General features: G+C 71.4%; 22 protein-coding genes and 1 riboswitch. Of the genes, 15 read left to right on the forward strand and 7 right to left on the reverse strand.

What is annotated here, in order from left to right; all coding sequences use genetic code 11:
• Window positions 1-10: 10 nt before the first annotated feature.
• From AC3AOF_RS08720 to AC3AOF_RS08730, 3 genes are all read right to left on the reverse strand, one after another.
• A complete protein-coding gene (locus AC3AOF_RS08720) occupies window positions 11-769 on the reverse strand; it encodes an SDR family NAD(P)-dependent oxidoreductase (RefSeq protein WP_488348252.1) in 759 nt (252 codons plus the stop codon).
• Window positions 770-984: 215 nt separating this feature from the next.
• A complete protein-coding gene (locus tag AC3AOF_RS08725) occupies window positions 985-2,334 on the reverse strand; it encodes a Gfo/Idh/MocA family protein (protein ID WP_488348253.1) in 1,350 nt (449 codons plus the stop codon).
• Window positions 2,335-2,516: 182 nt separating this feature from the next.
• Window positions 2,517-2,726, reverse strand: a complete 210-nt coding sequence (locus AC3AOF_RS08730; protein WP_109972454.1) for a hypothetical protein — start codon at window positions 2,724-2,726, stop codon at window positions 2,517-2,519.
• Window positions 2,727-2,878: 152 nt separating this feature from the next.
• Between AC3AOF_RS08730 and AC3AOF_RS08735 the strand changes: the two genes are divergently transcribed.
• The 4 genes from AC3AOF_RS08735 (at window position 2,879) to AC3AOF_RS08750 (ending at window position 7,125) form a co-directional block, all read left to right on the forward strand.
• The gene (locus AC3AOF_RS08735) at window positions 2,879-4,090 is read left to right on the forward strand and encodes a putative DNA modification/repair radical SAM protein (protein WP_236991096.1); all 1,212 of its coding nucleotides are present in this window, start codon (window positions 2,879-2,881) and stop codon (window positions 4,088-4,090) included.
• Window positions 4,091-4,132: 42 nt separating this feature from the next.
• On the forward strand, window positions 4,133-4,942 hold the full coding sequence (locus tag AC3AOF_RS08740; protein ID WP_488347240.1) for an IS5 family transposase: 810 nt from the start codon (window positions 4,133-4,135) through the stop codon (window positions 4,940-4,942).
• Between the two features lie 276 nt (window positions 4,943-5,218).
• Window positions 5,219-6,649: a UdgX family uracil-DNA binding protein gene (locus tag AC3AOF_RS08745; RefSeq protein WP_488348254.1), complete on the forward strand. Its 1,431-nt coding sequence runs from the start codon at window positions 5,219-5,221 to the stop codon at window positions 6,647-6,649.
• A gap of 92 nt (window positions 6,650-6,741) precedes the next feature.
• A complete protein-coding gene (locus AC3AOF_RS08750) occupies window positions 6,742-7,125 on the forward strand; it encodes a hypothetical protein (protein ID WP_236991094.1) in 384 nt (127 codons plus the stop codon).
• A gap of 70 nt (window positions 7,126-7,195) precedes the next feature.
• Here AC3AOF_RS08750 and panB read toward each other — a convergent pair whose 3' ends face one another.
• Window positions 7,196-8,038: a 3-methyl-2-oxobutanoate hydroxymethyltransferase gene (panB, locus tag AC3AOF_RS08755; RefSeq protein WP_488348255.1), complete on the reverse strand. Its 843-nt coding sequence runs from the start codon at window positions 8,036-8,038 to the stop codon at window positions 7,196-7,198.
• Window positions 8,039-8,272: 234 nt separating this feature from the next.
• Here panB and AC3AOF_RS08760 point away from each other — a divergent pair, with 234 nt between their 5' ends.
• From AC3AOF_RS08760 to AC3AOF_RS08770, 3 genes are all read left to right on the forward strand, one after another.
• Window positions 8,273-8,719: a hypothetical protein gene (locus AC3AOF_RS08760; protein WP_236991092.1), complete on the forward strand. Its 447-nt coding sequence runs from the start codon at window positions 8,273-8,275 to the stop codon at window positions 8,717-8,719.
• A 123-nt stretch (window positions 8,720-8,842) separates the two neighbouring features.
• Window positions 8,843-10,153 (forward strand): lipopolysaccharide biosynthesis protein, encoded by a 1,311-nt coding sequence (locus AC3AOF_RS08765; protein ID WP_488348256.1) that lies wholly within the window; start codon window positions 8,843-8,845, stop codon window positions 10,151-10,153.
• Complete coding sequence (locus AC3AOF_RS08770) at window positions 10,150-11,292, forward strand: GNAT family N-acetyltransferase (RefSeq protein WP_488348257.1); 1,143 nt, start codon at window positions 10,150-10,152, stop codon at window positions 11,290-11,292. The genes AC3AOF_RS08765 and AC3AOF_RS08770 overlap by 4 nt, the downstream gene beginning before the upstream one ends.
• Here the strand turns inward: AC3AOF_RS08770 and tsaA are convergent.
• Window positions 11,258-11,797, reverse strand: a complete 540-nt coding sequence (tsaA, locus tag AC3AOF_RS08775; RefSeq protein WP_236991089.1) for a tRNA (N6-threonylcarbamoyladenosine(37)-N6)-methyltransferase TrmO — start codon at window positions 11,795-11,797, stop codon at window positions 11,258-11,260. The two genes, AC3AOF_RS08770 and tsaA, sit on opposite strands and share 35 nt — an antisense overlap.
• 96 nt (window positions 11,798-11,893) lie before the next feature.
• Between tsaA and AC3AOF_RS08780 the strand changes: the two genes are divergently transcribed.
• The 7 genes from AC3AOF_RS08780 (at window position 11,894) to AC3AOF_RS08810 (ending at window position 21,601) form a co-directional block, all read left to right on the forward strand.
• Window positions 11,894-13,372 (forward strand): AMP nucleosidase, encoded by a 1,479-nt coding sequence (locus tag AC3AOF_RS08780; protein ID WP_442919298.1) that lies wholly within the window; start codon window positions 11,894-11,896, stop codon window positions 13,370-13,372.
• 6 nt (window positions 13,373-13,378) lie between these two features.
• Window positions 13,379-13,882 (forward strand): hypothetical protein, encoded by a 504-nt coding sequence (locus AC3AOF_RS08785; protein WP_488348258.1) that lies wholly within the window; start codon window positions 13,379-13,381, stop codon window positions 13,880-13,882.
• Window positions 13,883-14,138: 256 nt separating this feature from the next.
• Window positions 14,139-16,487, forward strand: coding sequence for a putative bifunctional diguanylate cyclase/phosphodiesterase (locus AC3AOF_RS08790; RefSeq protein ID WP_488348259.1), 2,349 nt, complete (start codon window positions 14,139-14,141; stop codon window positions 16,485-16,487).
• 191 nt (window positions 16,488-16,678) lie between these two features.
• Window positions 16,679-17,611, forward strand: a complete 933-nt coding sequence (locus AC3AOF_RS08795; protein ID WP_488348260.1) for a TAXI family TRAP transporter solute-binding subunit — start codon at window positions 16,679-16,681, stop codon at window positions 17,609-17,611.
• A 99-nt stretch (window positions 17,612-17,710) separates the two neighbouring features.
• Window positions 17,711-17,935: riboswitch (cobalamin riboswitch) on the forward strand.
• A 158-nt stretch (window positions 17,936-18,093) separates the two neighbouring features.
• Complete coding sequence (locus AC3AOF_RS08800; protein ID WP_488348261.1) at window positions 18,094-20,223, forward strand: TonB-dependent siderophore receptor; 2,130 nt, start codon at window positions 18,094-18,096, stop codon at window positions 20,221-20,223.
• Window positions 20,223-20,465, forward strand: coding sequence for a hypothetical protein (locus AC3AOF_RS08805; RefSeq protein ID WP_236991084.1), 243 nt, complete (start codon window positions 20,223-20,225; stop codon window positions 20,463-20,465). Before AC3AOF_RS08800 ends, AC3AOF_RS08805 begins: the two co-directional genes overlap by 1 nt.
• Window positions 20,459-21,601, forward strand: a complete 1,143-nt coding sequence (locus tag AC3AOF_RS08810) for an acetyltransferase domain-containing protein (protein ID WP_488348972.1) — start codon at window positions 20,459-20,461, stop codon at window positions 21,599-21,601. Before AC3AOF_RS08805 ends, AC3AOF_RS08810 begins: the two co-directional genes overlap by 7 nt.
• Here AC3AOF_RS08810 and AC3AOF_RS08815 read toward each other — a convergent pair.
• Together AC3AOF_RS08815 and AC3AOF_RS08820 are read right to left on the reverse strand one after the other, a co-directional pair.
• Window positions 21,596-23,026, reverse strand: coding sequence for a HAMP domain-containing sensor histidine kinase (locus tag AC3AOF_RS08815; protein ID WP_488348262.1), 1,431 nt, complete (start codon window positions 23,024-23,026; stop codon window positions 21,596-21,598). The two genes, AC3AOF_RS08810 and AC3AOF_RS08815, sit on opposite strands and share 6 nt — an antisense overlap.
• Window positions 23,019-23,696, reverse strand: coding sequence for a response regulator transcription factor (locus tag AC3AOF_RS08820; protein ID WP_488348263.1), 678 nt, complete (start codon window positions 23,694-23,696; stop codon window positions 23,019-23,021). Before AC3AOF_RS08820 ends, AC3AOF_RS08815 begins: the two co-directional genes overlap by 8 nt.
• Window positions 23,697-24,194: 498 nt before the next feature.
• On the opposite strand from AC3AOF_RS08820, the gene AC3AOF_RS08825 reads away from it, so the two are divergent.
• Entirely contained in the window at window positions 24,195-25,544 is a 1,350-nt protein-coding gene (locus AC3AOF_RS08825) for an efflux RND transporter periplasmic adaptor subunit (protein ID WP_488348264.1), read from the forward strand.
• The last annotated feature ends 1 nt before the right edge of the window (window position 25,545 follow it).

Genomic DNA, 25,545 nt, shown 5'->3' on the forward strand with positions numbered 1-25,545 from the left:
CGTCCCTCCCTCAGAGCATGCCGCCGTCGACCGCCAGGGTCTGGCCGGTGACGTAAGGCGCGCCGGCGGCGAGGAACAGCATGGCCTGCGCGATGTCATCGGGCTTCGCCATGCGGCCGAGCAGGGTACGGGCGACGGAATCGGCCTTGCGCTCCTGCGACCATGGCGCCGTCCACGGCGTCTCGACCAGGCCCGGCGCCACGGCGTTGACCCGGACATCCGGTGCGAGCGCCCGGGCGAGGCTGCGGGTGAGGTTGATGAGCCCCGCCTTGCTCGCCGAATAGGCGATGCTGGAGCCGCGCTGCCCGAGCCCGGCCACCGAGGCGGTGTTGACGATGGCGCCCTTGGCGCGGCGGAGCGCAGGCGCCGCCGCGTGGGCGCAGCGATAGGGGCCGATCAGGTTCGTCGCCAGGATGGTCTGCCAGAACTCCTCGGTCATGGCGTCGAGGTCGGCAAAGTCGATCGGCGTGGTCGTGGCCGGGGTGCCGGCATTGTTGATGAGCACGTCGAGGCCGCCGAGCGCGTCGATCCCCCGCGCCACCATGGCTTCCGCCTCGCCCGGCACCGAGACGGTGCCGGCGAGCGCCTGGACCTTCAGGCCCTCGGCCGCCAGCCGCGCGGCGGCTTCCGGCCCGCGGGCATCCTCGGCGAGATGGTTGAGCACCACGCCGGCGCCGCAGCGGGCAAACAGCGTGACGGCAGCCAGCCCTATCCCCGAGGCGCCGCCGGTGACGAGCACGCAGCGCCCGCGCAGATCCGCACTGATCATTGGAGTTTCCACCCTGCGAAATGTTGTTTCGCGGGAGAGTGGCAGGAGCGGGCGGGTCTTGTCCAGCTTGAGGCGCGCATCGGGGGTGTGCCGTGGCGCGCCTCGACGGCGGCCGCGGCCGTGCCATGATCGGGGGTCGGGCGATGCCGGTGCCCGCCGCGACGGCCCGGGCTGCTCCGCGACGCCGAACCGGCCCCGCCCCGTCAGACGATGCCCTAACCGGCCTCCTCCGGCTCCGGACCGCGGGTCTGGTCGAGGGCCTTGCCCGCCTGATCCTTGCCCTGGTCCTTTTCGCCCTTGCCGACGATCCGCTCCGGGCCCTTCAGCGCCACCGCGTTGCCGGTGCGAGCGGCCTCGTAGATCGCCTCCATCAGGATCTGGTCCTGCAAGCCCTCCTCGCCCGGGGTGCGGGGCGTGCGGTTCTCCAGGATGCAGGTCGCCATGTGGTCGATCTCGAGGGCGAACTGGTTCTTGGCGCCGAGCACCCGCTCCTCCTTCGCCTCGGCCTTGCCCTCGCGATGGTTCAGGAATAGGCGCTGGCCCTCGTAGGCGAAGGCGTTCTGGAGCTGGATCGCGCCGCCCTCGGCCTGCACGGTGAGCGAGCGGGTCTCGTGCGCGCCGTAGCTGGTGGAGCAGAGCGCCAGCGCCCCCGAGGGAAAGCGTAAGGTGAAGGCCACGGTCTCCTCGACCTCGCGGTAGAGCGGATCGTCCGGCGAATGAACCTGCGCCTGGACCGAAACCGGCTCCTCGCCCATCAGCGCCCGCACCCCGTTGAGGCAGTAGAGCCCGATATCCGGCAGCGCGCCGCCTCCGGCCAACGCCGCCTTCATCCGCCACTGCTCGGGCAGGCTCATGGTCTGGGTGTTGGTCGCCTCGATGAGCTTGACCTTGCCGTACTTGGCGCTGCGCACCAGCCGCACGACCTCGCGGTTATGGGGCTCGTACTGGCAGCGGTAGGCGATCATCAGCTTCACCTTCGCGCTCGCGCAGGCATCGATCATCGCCCGCGCCTCGCCCGACGAGACCGCCATCGGCTTCTCGCACAGCACGTGCTTGCCGGCGCTCGCGGCGGCGATCACCTGGTCGCGGTGGAGCGCGTTCGGGGTCACGATGTAGACCGCCTTCACCTCCGGATTGCGGGCGAGCGCATCCCAGCCGTCATAGCCGTAGATCGCCTCCGGCTTGACGCCGTATTGCGCCGCCACCGCCTTGGCCTTCTCGGGCGAGCCCGACATCAGGGCGACCGGCTTCGCTTTCCGGCACTCGCCGAAGGCCGGCAGGATTTCTTCCAGCGACAGCCGGCCGAGGCCGACGATCGCGAAGCCGACCCGCTCGCCCGGCGGCAGCGGCGCCGGTGGCGGCGCGGACGGCCGGTCGGAGGGGCCGCGCCAGTTCGGAAACGTCACCTTGCCGTTCTCGACCTTGCCGGTATCCACCGGCCGCTCGGGTCCGGGCGTACCTTGCCCGGCTGCCCCCTGCGCAGCCCCGCTGCCGAGGCCGACCAGGGTGGCGCCGCCGGCCATCATCAGGCTCCGGCGCGAGAGGGCGGTGACATCGTCCGGCATCGGGCAACCATCCGTTGGGGCTTGAAGAGCCTGCGCAACGAATCCGGGATGGGAGGGTTCCGCCGTCGGCAGGCGCCCGATCGCAGACCCGGCGGGGCTCGCCCGGGTTCTCCTGAACCTGAAAACAGAAAGGCCGGCCCTCGCGGGACCGGCCTTCCGGACACTCCTGGGCGTGAGCGCTGTTACTCGCCCGCCATCATCTCCGGCGAGAAATGCCCGCACCAATCCTGCGCCGAGACCACCGGCCACAGGCCGTGTCCCTGCGGCTCGGGCTGGCTCACGGGAGGGTTGAAGCGGCACAGGCCCTCCTCACCCTGCGCGGCGGCGCCGTTCAGCTTGTGGTCGTCAAAGTAGCGGCAGCTGCGGCAGTTCGCGGACGGGTTCGTCGCCATCGTGTGCCTCCTTGCAAATCAGAACAATTCCAATCGGGCAGACAACTAGGGGCGGCGCGATGGGTTCCTGCGCCCCCTGATGCGGCTTTCGACCACGGGAGGACGGCACCTTCCACCTTGAACAAATCACGAACGAAAGCCAGTTTGCAGGGATGGATGACGCCCTCAAGAAGAAGCTGACGGTTCTCGCCGACGCGGCGAAATACGATGCCTCCTGCGCCTCGTCGGGGGCGCCGAAGCGCAAGGCCGAGGCCGGCGGGCTCGGCTCGACGACGGGGGCGGGAATCTGCCACGCCTACACGCCGGACGGGCGCTGCGTCTCGCTGCTCAAGATCCTGCTCACCAATTATTGCCTGTTCGACTGCGCCTATTGCGTCAACCGGCGTTCCTCGAATGTGCGACGAGCGAAGTTCTCGGTCGACGAGGTGGTGACGCTGACGGTCGAGTTCTACAAGCGCAACTACATCGAGGGGTTGTTCCTGTCCTCCGGCATCATCCGCTCGCCCGACCACACGATGGAGCAGCTGATCCGGGTGGCGAAGACCTTGCGCCAGCGGCACGGCTTTCGCGGCTACATCCACCTCAAGACCATCCCGGAGGCGAGCCCGTGGCTGATCGAGCAGGCCGGGCTCTACGCCGACCGGCTCTCGATCAACCTCGAACTTCCGACCGAGGCGAGCCTGGAACGGCTGGCGCCGGAGAAGGACGGCGCAGCGATCCAGACCGCGATGGGGCAGATGGGCGAGCGCATCCTGCAGGCCAAAGAGGAGAAGCGCCGCTTCGCCCCCGCCGGGCAATCGACGCAGGTCATCGTCGGGGCGGATGCCAGCACCGACGAATCGCTGATCCGCACCAGCGCCCGCCTCTACGACCATTACGGCCTGAAGCGGATCTACTACTCGGCCTTCAGCCCGATTCCCGACGCGGCCTCGATCCTGCCGAGCCAATCGCCGCCGCTCCAGCGCGAGCACCGGCTGTACCAGGCCGACTGGCTGATGCGGTACTACGAATTCTCGCCCGACGACGTGGCCGGGGCGACCGAATCCGGCATGCTCGCCCTCGACGTCGACCCGAAGCTCGCCTGGGCCCTGCGCAACCGCGACCGCTTCCCCGTCGACGTCAACCGGGCCGACCGGGAGATGCTGCTACGGGTGCCGGGCCTCGGCGTGCGGGCGGTGGACAAGATCGTGGCGGCGCGCCGCCATGCGACGCTGCGCCTCGACGATGTCGCCCGCCTGACATCGGGTCTCAAGCGGGCCCGGCCGTTCCTGATCGCGGCCGATTATGCGCCGACGCGGCTCACCGATCGGCTCGACCTGCGCGCGCGTCTCGCCGAGCCGCCGCGCCAGCTGAGCCTGTTCTAGAGCGTGTTATGAACCTATGACGTGGCGTGAGCGTTGAGGGGCATGAGTGCTGATCGCCCCGCCTATCCGTCCGACGTGTCCGATGAAGAATGGGCGCTGGTTGCCCCCTATCTGGCGCTGCTGCGCGAGGACTCGGGTCAACGCGACCACGAGTTGCGCGAGGTGTTCAACGGGCTGCGCTACATCGTGAAGACCGGTGCGCCGTGGCGGTTCATGCCCCACGACCTGCCGCCGTGGGCAGCGGTCTACCAGCAGACCCAACGCTGGCTTTCCGCCGATTGCTTTGGCGCGGTGGCGGGCGACCTGCGTGCTGTGTTGCGGGAAGCGGCGGGGCGCGAGCCGGAGCCGTCTGCGGTGATCCTGGACAGCCGGACCCAACGCTCCTCGCCCGAGAGCGGTGAGCGGGCGGGCTACGACGGGGCCAAGCGCAAGCGCGGCTCGAAGGTGCACCTGGCGGTGGACACGCCCGGGCATGTGGTGGCGCTGCACGTCACGCCGGCGAACGTGGACGACCGCAGCCAGGTTGGGGCGCTGACGTGTGCGGTGCAAGCGGAGACGGACGGGAGCGTGGAGACGGCGTTCGTCGATCAAGGCTACACGGGCGAGAAGCCGGCGAAGGCCGCCGACGCGAACGGCATCGCGTTGGAGGTAGTCAAGGCGCCCGAGGCCAAGCGCGGCTTCGTGCTGCTGCCACGCCGGTGGGTGGTGGAGCGCTCGCTGGCCTGGGCGGCGCGCTGCCGCCGGCTGGTCAAGGACTACGAGCGCTATGCCACCACGTTGGCAGGCATCTACATGATCGCCTTCGTCTGCGACATGCTCAGCAAGCTTGGACGCATCGTAAACAGTTCATAACACGCTCTAGAGCATTTTCCGACGAAGTGGATGCCGGTTCGTCGCAGAAAATGCGGCAAAATCAAAGTCCTAGAGAGCTTCGCGATGGCAACGCGATCGTGAAGTGCTCTAGAGCAGACTTGCGTTGGCAGGCCGACGCTTCGTCAGCTTAGATCCTTGTTTGTCGCAGATTTTTTCCGCAAAACCGGCGTCCAAGTTTGCGAAATCTGCTTAGGTCTTTGGTTTGCCGCATTGCCTGCGACGAACCGTTCTCCACTTTGTCGGAAAATGCTCTGGATGCGCGCCCACACCATCCGGCTCCAGGCCGGCGCCGACCTCGCGGGGTTCCGCGTGGCGATCCGGCGCCTCGTCCCGGCAGGCATCCCACCGGAGGCGGTGACCTGGATCGACGGTGAGGCTGCCTCGCTGTTTGCCGAGGCGGAGCCGATGGAGCCCGGCCCGGCCCTCGCCTTGCCGCGGGCGGTGGCGGCCTTGATCCCATCTGTCGTCATGCACCGCGATCCCGAGCGCTATGCGCTTCTGCACCGGCTGGTCTGGCGGGTGGCGGGGGGAGAGCGGCATCTTGCCGAGGTGGCGAGCGACCCGCTGGTCCATCGCCTGCACCTGATGCGGAAAAGCGTGGCGCGCGACCTGCACAAGATGCACGCCTTCCTGCGCTTCCGCCGCGCCGGGGCGGGGGAGGGAGGGCGTGAGCGATTCGCCGCCTGGTTCGAGCCCGAGCATCACATCCTGGCCGAGGCGGCGCCGTTCTTCTCCGCGCGCTTCCCCTCCTTCGACTGGTCGATCCTGACGCCGGACGGTTCGGCCCATTGGGACGGACGGGCCCTGACCTTCGGGCCGCCGGGCCGGCGCGAGGACGTGCCGGATGCGGACGCCTTCGAGGCCGGCTGGACCGACTACTATTCCAGCACCTTCAATCCTGCCCGCACCAACCTGGCGGCGATGCGGGCCGAGATGCCGAAGAAATACTGGCACAACCTGCCCGAGGCCGCGGCGATCCCCGGCTTGGTGCGCGAGGCCGGCCGGCGCGTGGGCGAGATGATCGCCCGCGCCCCCGAGGCGCCGATGAAGCGCGTGCCGGCGCGGGCCCTCGCCGCGATGGCGGCGCAGGAGCCCGCCTCGTTGGAAGCGCTGAACGCAATCATCCGCGCCTCCGAGCCGCTGGTGCCGGGCGCGACGCAGGCCGTCCTCGGCGAAGGTCCGCTCGGCGCGGACATCGCTTTCGTCGGCGAGCAACCGGGCGATCAGGAGGATGTGCACGGGCGGCCCTTCGTCGGTCCGGCGGGCCAGCTCCTGTCGCGGGCGTTGCGCGAGGCCGGGATCGACCGCGAGCGGACCTATCTCACCAATGCGGTCAAGCACTTCAAGTTCGAGGTTCGGGGCAAGCGGCGCATCCACCAGAAGCCCGGCGCCGGCGAGGTGGCGCATTACCGCTGGTGGCTCGAACGCGAGCTCGCCTTCGTGGCGCCGCGGCTGGTGGTGGCGCTCGGCGCCACCGCGATGCTGGCGCTGTCGGGCCGGCAGGTGCCGATCACCCGCGCCCGCGGACCGGCGAGTTTCGGCGACAAGCCGTATCGGGGCTTCGTCACGGTCCATCCCTCCTACCTGCTGCGACTGCCCGACGGGGCGCGGGAGGACGCGTATGTGGGCTTCGTCGACGACCTGCGGCGGGCGGCGACCCTGGCGGCGGAACCGAGGGCCGCGTGAGTGTGGCCGGTTAACGCGCGGAAACGCTGCATTGCGGCAACCAACCGCCTGCTGCCGAGTTTGACGCCAGACCGAACCGGGAAACGAGGATCATGAGGCTGATCGTGTCCGCCCTCGCGGCGGGAGCTTGTCTGGCCGGTGCCGTGGCGCCGGCCGCTGCCAGAACCAGCGCCAAGGCACCCAATCGCTTCGACGGCACCTGGAGCGTCGAGGTCATCACCGAGAGTGGGACCTGCGACAAGGCCTACCGCTACGGCGTCATCATCCAGAACGGCCAGGCCCGCTACGCTGGCGGCGGCGACTTCACCGTGTCGGGCCGGGTGCAACCGAGCGGCGCCGTGCGGGCGACGATCAGCCGGGGCGATGCCGCGGCGCAGGTCGTCGGCCGCCTGGGCGACGGCACCGGCTTTGGCAACTGGACCACGTCCGGCTCCAATTCCTGCAAGGGCCGCTGGAACGCCGAGCGCCGCGGCTAGAGCACTGTCGGCATGCGGCTCTTCCACCCTCCATCTCAGGATGAGGTCGCGGGTGGGAAAAGCTGGAGCGTCAGACCTTCGGCAGTTCCTGGCGCTCGCCGTAGGTATGCGCCTCGTCGGGGAAACGTCCGGCCTGGACCTCCTCGGCATAGAGGCGCACCGCCGCATCGATCTCGGCGCGTAAGCGTCCGAACTGCCTGACGAATTTCGGGGTGCGCTCGGACAGGCCGAGCATGTCCTCCAGAACGAGGATCTGGCCGTCGCAGAACGGCGAGGCGCCGATGCCGATGGTGGGAGCCGTCACCTCCGGCGCACGCGCGATGGTGCGGGACACCGGCTCGACGATGCCCTCCAGCACGATCGCGAAGGCGCCGGCCTCGCTGATCGCCCGGGCATCCTCCAGGAGCAGGCGCGGGGCGTCAGGCCCTTTCCCCTGCACCCGGAAGCCGCCCATCGTGTGGATCGATTGCGGGGTAAGGCCGATATGGCCCATCACCGGCACGCCGCGCTGGGTCAGGAAGGCCACCGTCTCGGCGAAGCGCGCGCCGCCCTCCAGCTTCACCGCCCCGGCCCCCGTTTCCTTCAGGATGCGCGCCGCGCTGGCGAAGGCCTGCTCCCGGCTCGCCTCGTAGGAGCCGAACGGCATGTCGACCACGACGAGTGCCCGTCGCGTGCCCCGCATCACCGCCTGCGCCTGGAGGATCATCATGTCCAGGGTCACGGGCAGGGTCGAATCGAGCCCGTGCATCACCATGCCGAGCGAGTCACCGACCAGGATCACGTCGCAATGAGGGTCGATGAGGCCGGCCATCTGCGCGTGGCAGGCGGTCAGCGCGACGATCTTGCGGCCGTCCGCCTTGCGCCGGGCGATGTCCAGGGTCGTCAGACGGCGGGTTTCCACGACCTGCGACATGGCACGGCTTCCTCGTTCCGGCGGGGCCCCGCCTGTTTGCCGGGCGTGTTGTAGACGGCCTCGGCCCCCGGTGCAGCCCGTACGAGCGGGTGGCCCTCTCTGCTCGGCTCAGCTTCGGGCCGAAAGCACACAGGTCCGGAATTCGATATCTCGCGCGGATTTCGCCCAAGATCCGCCCTTGATCGGCATGAGGCTTGCCGGGTTAGATGCGGTTGATTCGGCCGAGGCCCGGATATGAGAGTTCTGCTTTACGGCGCGATCTGCACCCTGGCGGCGTTGGAGCTGACCGCCGCGGCCCACCCGGCGGCGGCGGCTCCGAATCCCCGCGCCGAGCACCGGCGCGCAGTGCTCACTCCGCTGGAACAGGCGGCGACCGATTGCTTCGCCGAGACCATCGGCAACAATCCGGCGGCACTCGCCCATGCCCGGGCCGGGCGCTGGTACGAGGCGGCGGGCGTGATCGGCTTCCTGTGCCGGCCCGAGGTCGACGCGATGACCAAGGCCCGCGACCATCTCGACGGCCGCGGCGCCGGCGGCCGCTACTTCACCGGCACCTATACCCGCCATCTCGGCCAGGAACTGGCCCGGCGCCTCGAACCGCTGCTCACCACAAAGGCCGTGGCCAATGCCGAGCCGCGTGCCGACAGCGAGGTGCCGGCGGCACCCGCCGGGGAGCCGTGAGGCGCCCGAGTTCGGCACGGGTCCCCGGATGTGATTTCCTGGCTTTGACCCGGTCCACTTAACCCGCCCGCAAGCCCGACCGGCTATCGAAGACCTTGGTGCAGCGCGATTCGGAGCGGCGGGATGGCGGCCGGGGCTTCGATCGGTGAGGCGGAGGCGGGCGGTGGCGCCGGTACCGCGCTCGCGGTGTTCGGCGTGCGCATCGCCGCAGCGGCCTGCGCCTTCGTGGCCCAGGTACTGATGGCCCGTCTGATGGGCGGCGAGGAATACGGAATCTTTGCCACGATCTGGGTCTGGACCGCCTTGCTCGGCCATGCCTCGACCTGGGGCCTGTCGCAGGCCGCCTGCCGCTTCCTGCCGACTTACCGGGCGCAAGGCGCCGCCGGGCCGGAGCGCGGCTTCCTCGCATTCGGGGCCTTGTTCTCCCTCGCGGCGGCCTCGACCCTGGCGGGGCTCGGCGCCGGGCTCCTCTGGCTCCATCCCGGCCTCGTCGCCGGAGATTACGCGGGTCCGCTGCTCGTCGCCGCCCTGGTGCTACCGCTCTTTGCGCTCCAAGATTTCTGCGAGGGGGTCGCGCGGGGCCGTCACTGGACGCTGCTCGCGGTCGCGCCGCCCTACCTCCTGCGGCAGGGCCTGATGATGGCCCTGATGCTGGCGGCGGTCGGGTTCGGGGCGCCGGCCGAGGCCGCGATCGCCGTCGCCTGCACGCTCGCCGCCACCGCCCTGTCGCTCGCGCTCCAGGCCGCGCTCCTGCTGCGGCGCCTGTGGCGGGAGCGTGCGCCGGCGCGCGCCCTGTTTCCGTGGCGCGAGTGGATGCGGGCGGCCCTGCCGATGGCGCTGATCGATCTCGCCGGCTCCGGCGTCAACTTCGTCGACGTGCTGGTGCTGGGCTTCCTGCTGCCGCCGGCGGAGGTCGGCGCCTATTTCGCGGCGACGCGGCTCCTGCAATTCGTGGTCTTCGTCCAGTACGCCGCCTCCTCGGTCACCGCGCAGCGCTTTGCCGAGGCGCAGGCGCGGGGCGACCGGGCCGGGCTCGAAGCCCTGGTCCGGCGCTGGTCGCGCCTCACGCTGCTGGCCACCCTGGCGACCGGCCTCGGCGTCGTGGCGGCGGGTCCGCTGCTCCTCGGCCTGTTCGGTCCCGATTTCCGCGACGCCCTGCCGCTCCTCGCGCTCCTCGTCGCCGGCCACGGTCTCGCCGCCGCCTTCGGGCCGGCGGAGGACTTGCTGACCATGCTGGGGGCGGAACGGGCCTGTGCCGCCGTCACGGTCGCGCTCCTTACCGCGGCGGTGGTCCTCACGCTGGTGCTGGTCCCCCTCCTCGGCCTCACCGGCGCGGCGCTCGCCGCTGCCCTGGTGACCGCCGGGAGAGGCGGCGTCCTGGCGTGGCTCGCCCATCGCCGCCTCGGTCTCCTCACACCGGCCTTCGCCCGATGAACGCGCACGCGATCCCGTTCCCCATCGTCACCGTCGCCCCGGCCTGCGAGGTCACGACCCTCGCCTCGTTGAGCCGGGAGCCGGCAGCCTGGGACGCCCTGGTCGCCCGCGCCGACGGGCCGACGCCCGATTATGCGCGGCGGGTGCTGGAGGCGCATCGCGACCATGGCTTGGCGCCGGAGGATCTGCCTTGCCTCGCGGTGCGCGCAGGGTCTGACCTTCTGGCCCTGCTGCCCTTCCGGATCGGGCGCGGGCCCCTCGGGCTCGGCCGGATCGCCCGGCCCTTCGCCTCGCCCTACCTCACGGTGACGGCGCCGCTCGTCGTTGCCGGACCCGAGGGCGCCCCGGCGCTCGCTGCGCTCGTCGCCGGCATGCGGGGGCTCGGGCACCCGTGGTGGTGGCCGCTCCTGCCGGCGGAGGGATCGGCCCTCCGTCCCGCGCTCGCCCGCGACGGCTGGGGCACCGCGGAGGTCTCGGGCTTCCTGCGTCCTGTCCTCGACCGGCGCATGAGCCACGACGCTTTCCTGCGCGAGCACCCGCACAAGGGCCGGCTCAAGGACCTGCGCCGCCGCCGCCGCCGCCTCGACGAGGCCGGCGCCGTCACGGTCGAGGCGGTCGGGCCGGATGGCGACCTGGCGGGCGCGGTCGCGGAGTTCCTCGCCCTGGAACGCCGCGGCTGGAAGGGGCGGGCCGGCACCGCGCTCGCCTGCCGGCGGCAGACCGAAAATTTCGCCAAAACCCTGTTTCGTGCCGGCGACGGGTCGGTGACCGCGCGGGCCGACCTTTTGCGCCTCGACGGGCGGGTCGTCGCCGCGAGCCTGGCGCTGGTCTGCGGCGGCACCGCCACCCTGCTCAAGACCGCCTACGACGAAGACCTGCGCACGCTCGCCCCCGGCGTGCTGCTGGAAGCCGAGATCGTCCGGGCCCTGCACGAGACGCGCTTCGCCGACCGGCTCGATTCGGCGACCCTGGCGAGCGCGGTGCTCGACGACCTGTATCCCGAGCGCGTCCGCGTCACCGAGGTCGTCGTCTCGCCACCCGGCGGGCCCTCGGCGGAACGCCTCGCCGATCTGGCCCGGCGGCAGCACGCCGCGAAGGACTGGCTCAAGGCGCGGCTGACGCGTCTGCGCCGTCGCTGACCGCCTCGGTCGCCGCCGCCTGCCGCCGGGGGACCTGCGCCTGCGGCCGCGCATCGGTCGAGGCGAAGTAGGGCTTGATGTCGAGGAGCGGCGTGCCGTCGAGGCAGTCGAGCCCGCGCACCCGCAAGGTCCCGCCCTCGATGCCCAGCAGTTCGACCACCGAGACGGCGATCGGGTTCGGGCGGGCCGGCGAGCGCAGCGAGAAGGTGCCGCGCGGCTCCGGCGCGTGCCGGGGCTGCTGCGCCACCAGGTTCCGCGGCGCCCGGTCCATCCAGTAGAGCACGATCAGGTGGGTGGTGCCCTCGAGGCTCGCCAAGGCCGGGGCGAAGCGGGCATCGACCTCCAGGGTGCAGACCGCGTCCGACTGCGCGGAGTTGCGCGGGCAGTCCGCCCGCGCGGTCCAGGGCGTGCGCACCCGGCCGACGAAGTAGAGTCCGGCGTCGAACGCCGCCGGCAGCTCGATGCTCGTCTCGCCCGGCCGCGGGCCGAAATCCGCTTCGCTCATCGTGGTGTCCCGTCGTTTCAGGGGCGGGATCCGGGTCGCCCCGCCGCTCCGCCCGGTATAGGCTCGTCTCCGGGGCATCAGGGAGACCGATCGACCGTGTTCGCCGACGAACTGAGACCGATGGAGACGGTGGCCGATCCCGAGACGGCGGTCGACCGCCTGGCGGCGCTCCACGCCGCCGCCGCCGGCAGCCTGCGGGACGCGCTGACGCGCTTCCTCGCGGAGGGCGTAGCCCCCGACGCCGCCGAGCGGCTCAACTTCCGCTACCCCGAATTGCGCCTGACCTACAGCCCGACCGGGCCGATGCCGCGGATCACCCGCGCCACCGCGAAGTTCCAGGGCCCGGGCGTCTATGCCACCACCCTGACCCAGCCGGCGCATTTCCGCGCCTACCTGTTGGAGCAGCTGCGGCCGCTGGTGCAGGATTACGGCGCCACGATCGAGGTGGGCCTGAGCGCCCAGGAGATCCCGTACCCCTACGTCGTCGAGCCCGGGGCGGAGCTGGCCCGCGGCGTCACCTCCAGCGACCTCGCGCGCCACTTCCCGACCCCGATGCTGTCGAGCGTCGGCGACGAGATCGCCGACGGGCTGTGGCTGGAGGCCGGCGACGAGCCCCGGCCGCTCGCCCTGTTCGACGGGCCGCGGGTCGATTACTCGCTGCGCCGCCTCGTCCACTATACCGGGGCCGACTGGCGCCAGATCCAGCCCTGGATCCTGCTCACCAACTACCACCGCTACGTCGACCAGTTCGTGCGGGTCGGCCTGAAGGCGCTCGCCGCCGAGCCCGAGCGCTACGCCCGCCTGGTCCTGCCCGGCGGCGTCGCGGTCGAGGCCGGGGAGGCGGCGGGGGCCGCGGCCGATGCGCTCATCGCCGCCTCGCCCTGGCACCGCTTCCAGATGCCGGCCTACCACCTCGTGGCGCGGGACGGACAAGGCACCAGCCTCGTCAATATCGGCGTCGGGCCCTCCAACGCCAAGACGATCACCGACCATCTGGCGGTGCTGCGGCCGCATTGCTGGCTGATGGTCGGCCATTGCGGGGGCCTGCGCCAGTCGCAGACCATCGGCGACTACGTGCTGGCCCACGGCTACCTGCGCCGCGACCGGATCCTCGACGAGGTGGTGCCGCCGGACGTCCCCATTCCGGCTCTGGCCGAGGTCCAGGTGGCGCTTCAGGAGGCCGCAGCCGCCGTCACCGGCGAGCAGGCGGAGGCCTTGAAGCGGCGCCTGCGCACCGGCACGGTGGTGACCTACGACGACCGCAACTGGGAATTGCGCTGGTCGCAGGAGCGGCGACGGATCAACCTGTCCCGGGCGATCGGCGTCGACATGGAGAGCGGCACCATCGCGGCGCAAGGCTACCGCCTGCGGGTGCCCTACGGCACGCTGCTCTGCGTCTCCGACAAGCCGCTGCACGGCGAGATCAAGCTGCCGGGCGCCGCCAACGCCTTCTACGAGCGGGCGGTGGGCGAGCACCTGCTGATCGGGCTCGCCACCCTCGATACCTTGCGGCGCAACCGCCACGGCCTGCACTCGCGCAAGCTGCGAAGCTTCGACGAGCCGCCGTTCCGGTAGTCTCCCATGTCCCTGCCGATCTCGAACAGCCGCCACGTCGCCGTGGAGGAGGGCGGTGCGACGCGGGTCGTCGCGGTCGCCGATCTTACTGCGTCGCTCGGCGTCGACGCATTGATCCGCCTGCACGAAGCGGATTTTTCGGAGTTGGGGGGCCCCGGCCGCGACCTCGTCCACTTCAACCTCGAACGCACGATCAATCGCGTCGGCCTGCGCTACGCCCTGCTGCCGATCCGTCGGGCCGGGCGCCGCCGGCCCGATGGCGCCGAGGAACTGCCGGTCCTCGACCCGAGCCGATTCCGGACCGGCCTGTGCGTGGCGGTGCACCAGCGCGTACCCGTGGCGGCGGTGACGCCGGAGCTGTTTGCAGCCTCGCTGCCGACGATCCGGGATGCGGAGGCGCTCGCCGCGGCCCTGGTGCGCCGCTACGCCGGACTGTTTCCCGACCTCGACCCGACGGATCTCGTGGCGCGGGGCTGCGCGATCACGCACCTGCGGCTCGACGGGGATTGAGGCTCGTCGGCGTCCCGGTCATGGTCCTCGGCGCCCTCGCGAAAGGTCGGCCCCGGGTTGCGGCAGGATATGACTGTTTTCCTGCCCGAGGGTCCGCCGGTGCCGACAACCGCAGATCGAGCACCGCCGACGCAGTATAACCGGTCTAATTCCGTGCGGTTCGCTCGCGAATGCGGGAATCGGCCGATGTATTTTACCGCTTCGCAACCGGATTTCCGCCACGGTGCCGGAAGCCGAGGCTGGACGTGACCCTCTCATGCTGCAGACCGCCGAAACCCTGCTTGCCCTGCATGACGGGCGGCTTATCGGCCTGTCGCTGCTGATCGGCGTGCTCGCCGCGATCACCACGATCGACCTGCTCCAGCATGCCCGTGCCACGAGCGGCACCAGCCGGGGGATCTGGATCTCGGCCGCCGCCATCGCCGGCGGGTTCGGGCTGTGGGCGAGCCAGGTGATCGCGCAGGCCGCGGTCCGCGCCCCCGACGAGATGCTGCGCCGGAGCGAGATCCTGCTGCTCGGCCTCGTGCTCATGGTGCTCTTCGCCGGGGGCGGCCTGCGGGCGGCCGTCTCGGCGCCCCGCCGCGTCGGGCCGGGTCTCGGCGGCGGCCTGATCGGACTGGGCCTCGCCGCGGTCGCGGCATCGGCCTCGGCGAGCCTGCCGGGGGCGGGCGGTCCGGCCTGGCTCGCCGGCCTCGCCCTGTCCGGGGCGGCCGGGATCGTGCTCTCCGGCCTCGCCCTGAATTGCAGCCTGCGGGAGAGCCCGGCGAGCCGCGCCGCCGGAGCCCTGCTCCTGTCCTGCGCGGTGATGCTGCCGCACGCGGTCACGCTCAGCCTGGCCGCCGGCGGGCTCGTGCCGACGGCCAGCGGCGGCGAGTTCGCCGCTTCGCTGGGCTTTGCCAGCCTGACGCTCCTCGTCCTCGCCTTCACCGGCCTGACTCTGGACGGCCGCGCCCGGCGCCGGCGCGAGTCGCAGGATCTGATGAACAGCCTCGCCGACGCCGCGGTCGAGGGCATCGCGATCTGCGAGGGCCGGCGCATCGTGACCGTCAATACCAGCCTCGCCGAGCTGATCGGCCGGACGCCGGCGGCTCTGGTCGGACGGCCGATCACCGAGATCCTGCCCGAGGTCGTGGTCGCGCGCCTCGACGCCGGCCCGAACGGCCACCTCGTCGAGGCCGAACTCAGGGGAGCGGACGGCGAGGCGCTGCCGGTCGACGTGATCCGGCGGCCGCTCGGCAACCGGCCCTTCCACGCCGTCGCGGTCCGCGACCTGCGGGCACGGCGCAAGGCCGAGCAGGACATCCAGTTCCTGGCCCACCACGATACCCTGACCGGCCTGCCGAACCGGGCGAGCTTCCGCGCCCGCCTCGACGAGGAGATCGCCGCGGCGCGCTCCGGAGGCCGCCTCGTCGCCGTCCTCTGCCTCGACCTCGACCGCTTCAAGGACGTCAACGACCTCTACGGCCACGCCATGGGCGACGGCCTGCTCCAGGCCCTGGCGCGCTGGATCGCCCCGGTTCTCGGCCCGCGGCAGATGATGGCGCGCCTCGGCGGCGACGAGTTCGCGATCGTGATGCCGGACCTCGCGCGCGCGGAGGAGGCCGGGCTCCTCGCCGAGGAGATCCTGCGGGTGATCCGCGAGGGCAACCAGCGGGCGGGCGCCGGCCCGATCCTGGCGACCAGCATCGGCATCGCGCTGTGCCCGACCGACGCGGAGGACGCCCAGACCCTGCTCAACCACGCCGACGCCGCGCTGTACTGCGCCAAGAACCATGGACGGGGCGTCCACCGGTTCTTCGAACCGGTGCTCGCCGCGCAGATCCGCGATCGCCGCTCCCTCGAGCACGACCTGCGCCACGCCGTCGAGCGGGGCGAGTTCCGGATCGACTACCAGCCGCAGATGGCGATTGACACCGGGATCGTCGTCGGCTTCGAGGCCTTGCTGCGCTGGCAGCACCCGGAGCGCGGCAACGTCCCGCCGGACCAGTTCATCCCGATCTCGGAGGAGACCGGCAGCATCCTCGGCATCGGCGAGTGGGTGTTGCGCGAGACCTGCCGCGAGGCGGCCTCGTGGGACAAGCCGCTGCGCATCGCCGTCAACGTCTCGGCGGTGCAGCTCCACGCCCCGGGCTTCGCCGAGCTCGTCCACGAAGTTCTGTTCACCACAGGCCTCTCTCCCGCCCGGCTCGAACTCGAGATCACCGAGACAGCGCTCGTGCGCGATCCGGTGCGGGCGCTCGCCGCCCTGCGCCGGGTCAAGGCGATGGGGGTGCGGATCGCCATGGACGATTTCGGCACAGGCTACTCGTCCCTGTCCAACCTGCGCGCCTTCCCGTTCGACAAGATCAAGATCGACCGGTCGTTCATCCGCGCCGTCGACGTCAACCACGAGACCGCGGCGATCATGCGGGCGGTGCTGGGCTTAGGGAGGGGGCTGGGCCTGCCGGTCCTGGCGGAGGGCGTCGAGACCTCGGCCGAGCTCGCCTTCCTGGGGGCCGAGAACTGCCACGAGGCGCAGGGCTATCTTCTCGGCCGCCCCGGCCCGATCGCCCATTTCGCCGAGCATACGAGCGAGGAGCCCGGAGACGAGAACGCGGCGGCGTGAGGCTTTCGGCGGGCGGGGCAGGCCCGCCGCCGGAACGGCAACCCGACCGTCGACGGGCAGGGGAGGTGACGGCCCGGTCGCATGCGTGGCACCGCAGGCGGCCCCTATGCCGGTGGACGGCGTGAGCCGTGGCTTGAGCGGAGGCGGGCCGGGTGGCACCACCGTCGGGACGGTCGAGGACACCTTAACCCATGTTGAATCGCAGGTTGATCGCCGCTGCCGCCTGGATCGGCCTCCTAACCTCCGCCCATGCTGGCGAGCCCCTGCGCCTCGTCCTGGCCACCGCGACGCCCGGCGGCGGCTTCCCGGCCTATGGCGAGGCGCTGGCGGCGGCGATCCGGGAGGTGGACCCGGATCTCACCGTGGAGTTGCGCTCCAGCAAGGGCTCGACCGAGAACCTGGTTCTCCTGCGTGACGGACGGGTCGATCTCGGCCTCGTCCAGGGCGAATACGCCTACGAGGCGCTTGGCCAGCAGGGCGCGCCGCCGGCCGTGACCGTGGTCGCCCCGGTCTACGCGGCGCCGGGCCTGTTCGTGGTGCCGGCCGACAGCCCGGTTCGCAGCCTCGACGACCTGCGCGGGCAACCGGTGGCCCTGGGCACGCGCAGTTCCGGCCTCACCGCCATGGGCCGGACGATCCTGCGCGGGGCAGGCATCGACCCCGAGCGCGACATCGGGCCGATTCTCCTCGACCATGCCGGCGACGGCCCGGTGATGGTACGGGCAGGCCAGGCCGCGGCCCTGTTCGGCGGCGGCACCGGCTGGCCGGGCTTCCGCGCGATGGCCGAGGGTCCGGGCGGGGCTCGCTTCCTCGGCCCCCCGGCGACGGCTCTTCCGGCGATCCTGGCGGCGAGCCCGTCCTTGCGGCGCATCACCGTGGCGCCCGGCACCTTCCCGGGCCAGGACGCGGCAATCGACACCGTGGGATCGTGGAGCTTCATCCTCGGCAAGCCCGGCCTCGACCCGGCGGCGGTGGCCCGCTTCGTCGCAGCGATCGACAAGGCGAAGCCGGCCCTCGCCCGGCACCTGCCGCACGAGCGGCCGAGCGACCCCCGCGACCTGTCGGGGGCGGTTCCGGCATCCTGGCTCCATCCGGCGACGGCGGCCTTCCTGCGCGGCGAGTAGGCCCGGGCCCGTCGCCGGCCGGTGTGTTCCTGTGGACACAGGTTCGGTAACATTATTACATTGCGTTTCCGAGTGTTGCTTACGCACGGTCGGGCTGCCATGGATGGTGCCGCCAAGGTTCCCCGGGTGCTGAGCCCGCGGGCGAAGCGGGAGCTCGGTGACCCCATCGGATGCGGAAGCATCCGCGGTGAGGCCGAGGCTGCCCCCGCAACTGTGAGCGGAGATGACCCGCCGCCGAAAGCCACTGGTGCGCCTGGCACCGGGAAGGCGAGGCGGGACCGGTGCTCCGCGAGCCAGTAGACCTGCCTCGGCATGCGCCTCGCGGCGCGGTCACGTCCCGCGGGCGGTGCGGCCCGGGGGAGCGGTCGGGCTGTGCGCCGCGCGATTTTCGCGCGGCCTTCGGCCTGCCACTCGCCCGGACGCATTCGCGCGGCAACATCGAGTATGCTTCGTTGAGAACCCGCCCGCCTCTTCATCATCCCATGCCCGCCCTGGCGACCGCCCTGGGGTTGATCCTCGCGGCCGGCACCGCGCACGGGCAGGAGACCATCGCCCTCGACGAGGTCGTGGTGGCGGGCGCCCCTGCGCTCCCGGCGCCCTCCGCCGCCGGCACGATCGGGCTCATCGGCCCGACCCCGGGCTTTCGCGGCGACCGGGCGGTGAGCAGCACGAAGACCGATACGCCCCAGCGCGACGTGCCGCAGGTCGTCACCGTCGCGCCGCGAGAGGTCGTCACCGACCTCGCGGCGACGCGGGTCGACCGCGTCCTCACCTATATGCCGGGCGTCGCGCAGCAGAACAATTTCGGCGGCCTCACCATCTTCAGCTACGCCATCCGGGGCGTCACCACCTCGGAGCTGTACAAGAACGGCTTTCCCCTCAACCGCGGGTTCCCGCCGCCGCCCGACACCCAGAACGTCGAGCGGATCGAGGTGCTGAAGGGCCCCGGCGGCGGCCTGTTCGGGCGCAGCGACCCGGGCGGCCTCGTCAACATCATCACCAAGCAGCCGACCGCGGAACGCTTCGTCGAGATGGGCGGTCTTTGGGGCTCGTTCGAGCAGGTCCGCGGCACAATCGATTCGGGCGGCGCGCTCAACGAAGACGGCACGCTGCTCTACCGCTTCAACCTCGCGACCGGGCGCCAGAACAGCTTTCGCGATTTCGTCGACGGCGACCGGCTGTTCGTCGCCCCCGTCGTGAGCTGGCAGGTCACGCCCGACACCAAGGTCACGGTCGAGACCGAGTTCCTGAGGAACCGCACGGTGTTCGACCGCGGCGTCATCGCGATCGACAACCGGCTCGGGTTCCTGCCGATCTCGCGCTTCCTCGGCGAGCCGGGCCAGAGCATCCGGCAGACCAACGACTCGATGCAGATCCGGGTCGACCACCGCCTCGATGCCGACTGGCAGATGCGGCTTGCCACCTACCTCAACTCCAACTCGCTCGCCGGCGAGGCGGTCGAGGTGCGGGACATCGCCGCCGACAACCGCACGGTCCTGCGCGACCGCAACTATCGCAACTACCGCGCCGCCGTGGCCCTCGGCCAGGCCGAGCTGGTCGGGCGCTTCGATACCGCCGGGATCGGCCACACCCTGCTGCTGGGCTTCGAGCGCGAGAGCACCGACGGCACCTACCAGCAGATCCGCTCCAACACCCGCCAGGATCCCTATTCCCTCGACATCTACGCCCCGGTCTACGGCCGGCCGCTTCCGAACTACACCCGTCAGACCAACGGGTTCGAGCAGGTCACCAACACGGCGCTCTACGCCCAGGACCAGATCGCGCTGTCGCCCGAGTGGAAGGCGCTGGTCGGCGTGCGGTTCGACTTCTTCGAGCAGTCGTTCCGCGAGCGCACCACCGGGGTCCGGAGCGACCAGACCTACTTCGCCGCCACGCCCCGGGCCGGCCTCGTCTACCAGCCGCTGCCGGATCTGTCGCTCTACGCCAATGTCGGCACGAGCTTCCGGCCGAATATCGGGCCCGACGCGGCCGCCTCGTCGTTCAAGGGCCCGTTCGCGCCGGAGACCGGCCTCGGCTACGAGGTCGGCACCAAGCTCGACCTGTATGGCGGGCGTTTAAGCCTGACCGGCGCCGCCTTCCGGGTCGAGCGCCAGAACGTCCTCACCGCCGATCCCAACAACACCGGCTTCTCGATCGCCGCCGGCGCGGTGCGCAGCCAGGGCTTCGAGTTCACGGCGGCCGGCCAGCTCTCGCCGTCGATCAAGGTCCTGGCCGGTTACGTCTTCGCCGACGCGGTCGTCACGAAGGACAACGTGCTGCCGGTGGGTGCCCCGCTCATCAACGTGCCGCGCCACTCGGGCAGCCTGCTCGCGGTGCACGAGGCGCAGGAGGGGCCCTGGAAGGGGTTCGGGATCGGCGGCGGCGTGCGCGCCGTCGGCGAGCGGGCGGGCGACGCCAATGGCGGCGCCTTCCGGCTGCCGGGCTACATCGCCGTCGACGCGCTGGCCTATTACAAATGGGAGAACGTCCGTTTCGGCCTGAACGTCGAGAACATCTTCGACACCACCTATTACGAGAGTTCGCTCAACGTCTTCCGGGTCTATCCGGGTGCCCCGCGGCGGTTCACCGGCACCCTGTCGGTGCGGTTCTGATGGCGGCCGTTCTCCGCAAGGGCGATGCCGGCCGGGATGCAGCCGCCGCCCGTGCCCGGCACTACCGCCAGCGTCTCGCGCCGGTCCTGGCCGCCATCACGGCGGAGGCCGGCGGGACGCCCGAGGGCATCGCCGCCTCCCTGACCCGGCGCGGGGTGCGCAAGCCCCGCGGCGGCCGGGTCTGGACGCCGCCCGACGTGCGCCGGCTCCTCTCGCGGCTGGCCTCCGAGACTGCATCGTGACGGCGCCGGATACCCCCACCGCCCGCATCGGCTCGATCGATGCCTTGCGCGGCTTCGTCATGCTGCTGATGCTGGTCGATCACGTGCGGGACATCTTCTACGTCCACGCCCAGGTCCGCGACCCGATGGATCTGAGCGTCACCGCGCCCGACCTCGTGGTGACGCGGCTGATCTCGCATCTCTGCGCACCGGTCTTCCTCCTGCTCACCGGCCTCGCGGCGAGCCTCTACGCGCGTCGGCACGGTACCGGCGCGACGGCGCGCTTTCTCCTCACCCGCGGCCTGTTCCTGGTCGGGCTCGAGGTCACGCTGGTGAACCTCGCCTGGACCGGCCGGATCCTGACGCCGGTCCTCTACCTGCAGGTGATCTGGGCGATCGGCCTCGGCATGATCGCGCTCGCGGGGCTCCTGCGGCTGCCGCGTCCGGCCCTCGCGGTGGCCGCGCTCCTGATCGTGCTGGGGCACAACCTCCTCGACGGGATCGTGCTCGCGCCGGGCCAGGCCGGCTACGTGCCGTGGTCGATCCTGCACCAGCGCGGCCTCCTCGACCTGCCCTGGGGCGTGGCCCGCACCTCCTACCCGGTGCTGCCCTGGATCGGCGTCGCGGCGGCGGGCTACGTCCTCGGGCCGTGGTTCGCGACCGATCCCCGGGCCCGGCGCCGCCGGCTCCTCGCCCTCGGGGCGGCGGCCCTGGCGGGCTTCCTGGTGCTGCGCGGGCTCAACGGCTACGGCGATCCGGTGCCGTGGCAGGCCGGCCCGACCCTCGGGATGACGATCCTGTCCTTCCTGAACCTCACCAAGTATCCGCCCTCGGCCGATTTCCTGCTGCTGACGCTGGGGCTCGGGCTCTGGCTCCTCGCCCTGTTCGAGGCGCTGCCGGCATCCCGCCTCGGCTGGCTGCGGGTGTTCGGCGGCGCGCCGTTGTTCTTCTACCTCGTCCATCTCTGGCTGCTGCGCGGGCTCTACGATCTCGCCTTCGCGGCCGGGCTGACGGGCCCCTCCGGCAAGGTCGAACTCGGCTCGCCGGCGCAGCTCTGGCTGGTCGCGCTGGTGCTCGGCCTGCCGCTCTACGGCGCCTGCCGCTGGATGGTCGGGCTGAAGCGGCGTGGGCGGCATCCGGTGCTGCGTTATCTATAGGATTCGGCTCGGGATCCCCTCGCGCGCCGGTCGGTCCCGACGCGCGGGGATGCCCGCCTCATCGGAACCGGCGAGAGGCACGAGGATCGTGAACCGCGCGCCCCCGTCGGGCGTGTCCCCGACCGCCACCGAGAAGCCGTGCAGCCGGGCGATCGCCGCCACGAGCCCGAGACCCAGGCCGTTGCCGGGCGTCAGGCGGGCGCGCTCGGCCCGATAGAAGCGCCGGAAGACCTGAACCCATTCGCCCCGGGGGATGCCGGGGCCGGAATCCTCCACGACGATCGTCAAGCCGGCCTCTCCGTTGTCCAGCCCGACCCGCACCGTCCCGCCGGGCGGCGTGAACTTCACCGCGTTGTCGATCAGGTTCGAGACGGCCTCGAACAGGAGGTCGCGGTCGCCCTCGACGGCGAAAGCCCCCGTCGCGACCGTGACGGTGAGTGCGACCTCCTTGTCCTCCGCCACCGGCTCGAAGAACTCGGCGGCCTCGCGCACGATCTGCGCGAGATCGACCGGCGCGAAGCCGGCGCGGCGCCGGCCATGCTCGATCTCCCCGATGCGCAAGACGGCAGTGACCATGGCGAGCGTCTGGTCGATCCAGGCGAGGCCCTGGTCGATCGCGTCGCGAAACTCCTCCACGCTCGCCGCCTGCTCGCGGCTCCGCTCCAACCGCGCGCGCATCCGGGTCAGCGGCGTGCGCAGGTCGTGCGCGACCGCGTCGCCGACGCTGCGGACCTCCTCCACCAGCCGCTCGATCTCGTCGAGCATCCGGTTGACGTTGCCGGCGAGGCGGTCGAACTCGTCGCCCCGCGCGCCCACCGGCAGGCGTTTGCGCAGGTCGCCGCGCATCACCTCCGCGAGCGCCGCCTCGGTGACGGCGAGGCGCCGGCGCGCCCGGCTCGCCAGCATCAGGCCGCCGAGGCCGGACAGGAGGAGGGCGGGGGCCAGGCCCAACCCCATCGCCCTCAAGGTGGTCTTCCGCACCCGGTCGATCTCGTCGGTGTCGTGGCCGATCACCACGGTACCGCCGCCGGGAAGCGCCAAAGCCGTCGCCCAGACCTCGTCGGAGACCGGGCCTTCCGTCGTCTCGATCGTCGCGGCGACCCGGGCCGCGTCGCCGTCCCGGGCGAGCCGGGAGGGCAGGGCGACGAGGTTGCCGGCCCGCCGCGCCCCATCCGGCCCGAACACCCCGCCGTAATGGGTGGCGTGCCGGTCCATGGCGATCCAGGTCTCGACCCGGCCGACCGTGCCGGCCGGGTCCTCGGCGGCGGCCCGCACTTCGAGCCGCAGCGTCTCGGCCAGCTCCTCCCGCAGGAACGCGGCCGTCTGCCAGTAGACGAAGCCGAACATGGCGAGCGCGAGCAAGGCCGACCACAGGGCGATGCCGAGTGCCCAGCGGAAGGTGGTGGATCGAAAAAGGTCAGTCATCGGGAGCCAGCATGATGCCGATGCCGCGCACGCTGTGGATCACCGGCGGCTCGCCGGCCGCCTCCAGCTTGCGGCGCAGGCGGCCGAGATGCACGTCGATCAGGTTGGATTTCGGGGTGAAGCGGTAGTTCCACACCTCCTCGAACAGCAGCGCCCGGGTCACGACCTGGCCGGGGCGGCGCATCAGGTATTCGAGCAGGGTGAGTTCCCGCGGCAGCAACTCCAAGTCGCGGCTGCCGCGGCGACCGATCCCGGCGATCAGGTCGATCTCAAGGCTGCCGACCCGCAGGAGCGTCTCGCGGGTGTCGGTCGGGCGGCGCAGCAGCGCCTCGATCCGTGCGGCGAGTTCCTCCAGCACGAAGGGCTTGGCGAGGTAATCGTCGCCCCCCGCCCGCAAGCCCCGGATCCGCTCGTCGACATCGGAGAGCGCCGAGAGCAGCAGGGCCGGGGTCCGGTCGCCGGCTGTGCGCAAGCCTTGCAGCAGCGTCAGCCCGTCGAGCCCCGGCAGCATCCGGTCGAGGACGATCGCATCCCAAGGTTCCCCGCGCGCACGCTCCGCCCCCTCCGGCCCGGTCGCCGCCCAGGCCACCGCGTGCCCGCGTCCGCCGAGATCGGCCAGGATCTCCTCGGCGGTCGCGACATCGTCCTCGATCAGCAGTAGCTTTGCCACGGTTTTCTCGCAAGTTTTTGCTTTATCGATGGATAAAAATTCGCCGTGAAGGTTCGCATTTTTTCCTTCACTCATGTGGAAAGGACTGTCCAAGGAGAAAAGTGGCGCAGGTTTCCCCTCTCCCCGCGGGCGGGGAGAGGGCTTTGCCCCCCTTGTTGGGGGCAAAGCAAGCGGAGGCGTAGCCGGAGCGAGGGTGAGGGGGTCTCGACGAGTGAGGCTCATCCGGAAATACCCCCTCACCCTCGCCCTGCGGGCTTCCTGAGCCCCTTCGGAGCTCAGGCCTCTCCCCGCCCGCGGGGAGAGGGGATTTCCCGCGCCACGTCTTTTCCGGGACAGCCCTGCTGAGCAGGCAGAGAGGCGCAGATCGAAAACCAGGGTTTGTTCCGAAACGCCCCGCCATCCCAGCGGAAACCACCGGATGAACGCGAATTTAGTGGCGAGGCCCGCCCCCGCGCATAGGTGTTGGAATGATTCCAATCCAGCAGGGTGAGTGAGGCCGTGCTCCTGGCCGTCGAGACCGTCGCGCGCGTCGCCGAGAGCGAGGCGCGTCCGCGTGAGCGCAAGACCGAGACACCGGCCCTCCGGCCGTCGCGTCCGGGTCGGCGGCCGCCCTGGCGCGGCCTCGTCCTCATCGCGGTCCTCGTGGCACTGGCCGGCGCCGGCTGGGCCTCTCGCGACGCCGCAGGGCCGATGCTGGCCCCCGTTCTCGCCCGGCTCGGCCTCACGGCACCGGCCCCCGCCCCGGCGCCGCAGGAAAGCGCCGCCCCGGCCGACCCGAACCTCGTGACCCTCGACGAGGCCGGCCAAGCCCGCATCGGCCTTGCCTTCGGCCGGGCCGAGACCCGGCGCATCGTCCTGCCGGTGCGGGCGCCGGGCACGATCGCCTTCGACGAGCGCCGCGTCACCCATCTCAAGCCCCGCACCGCCGGCCGCGTCCTGACCCTGGCGGTGCAGCCCGGCGATCCCGTGCGGGCCGGCCAGAGCCTCGCCACCCTCGATGCCGCCGGCCTGCTCGAGGCCCGCAACGGTCTGGCGGAGGCGCAGGCCAGTCTCGCCGAGGCGCAGGCGACCGAGAAGGTCGCCGAGATCAACCTGAAGCGCGGCCAGGATCTTCTGAAGGTGATGGGCGTGGCCCAGGCTGAGGTCGATCGCCGCCAGGTCGACCTCGCCAAGGCGCATGCCGCGACGCTGGCGGCGAAGGCGAAGCTCGATCTCTACTCGGCGCAGTATGCCCGCCTCGCCCCCGAGCCCGGGGCCCCGGCCGGCACCAGCGCCATCGTGTCGCCGATCGACGGGGTGGTGACGGCGAGCGGCATCACCCTAGGTGAGGTGGTCGATACCAACAGCGACGCCTTCACGGTGGCCGACCCGTCGCGGATCCAGGTGCTGGCGAATCTCTACGGCCGCGACATCGCCGCGGTGAAGCCGGGCGATGCCGCCACCATCCGGGCGCCGGTGCCCGACCACCCGACCTTCGAGGGCCGGGTCCGGTCGGTCAACGCCGCGATCGACCCGGCGACCAACACCGCGCCGGCCCGGATCGAGATCGCCAATCCGGGGGGGGCTTTGCGCGCCAACATGTTCGTTTCGGTCGAGATCGCCGCCGATCTCGGCCGCGAGGGCACGACGCTTCCCGCGAGCGCCGTGCAGCAGACCGAGGACGGGCCGGTCGCCTTCGTGCGGACGGGCGACGACCGGTTCGAGAAGCGCGCGCTCGCCCTCGGGGTGCAGCGGGCCGACTGGGTCGAGGTGACGAAGGGCGTCGCACCCGGCGAGACGGTGGCGACGCAAGGCAGCTTCGGCCTCAAGGCGATCCTGCTGCGCAGCCTCCTCGGTTCCACGGATTGAG

The sequence above is a fragment of the Methylobacterium sp. 142-1Y genome (assembly GCF_057747795.1).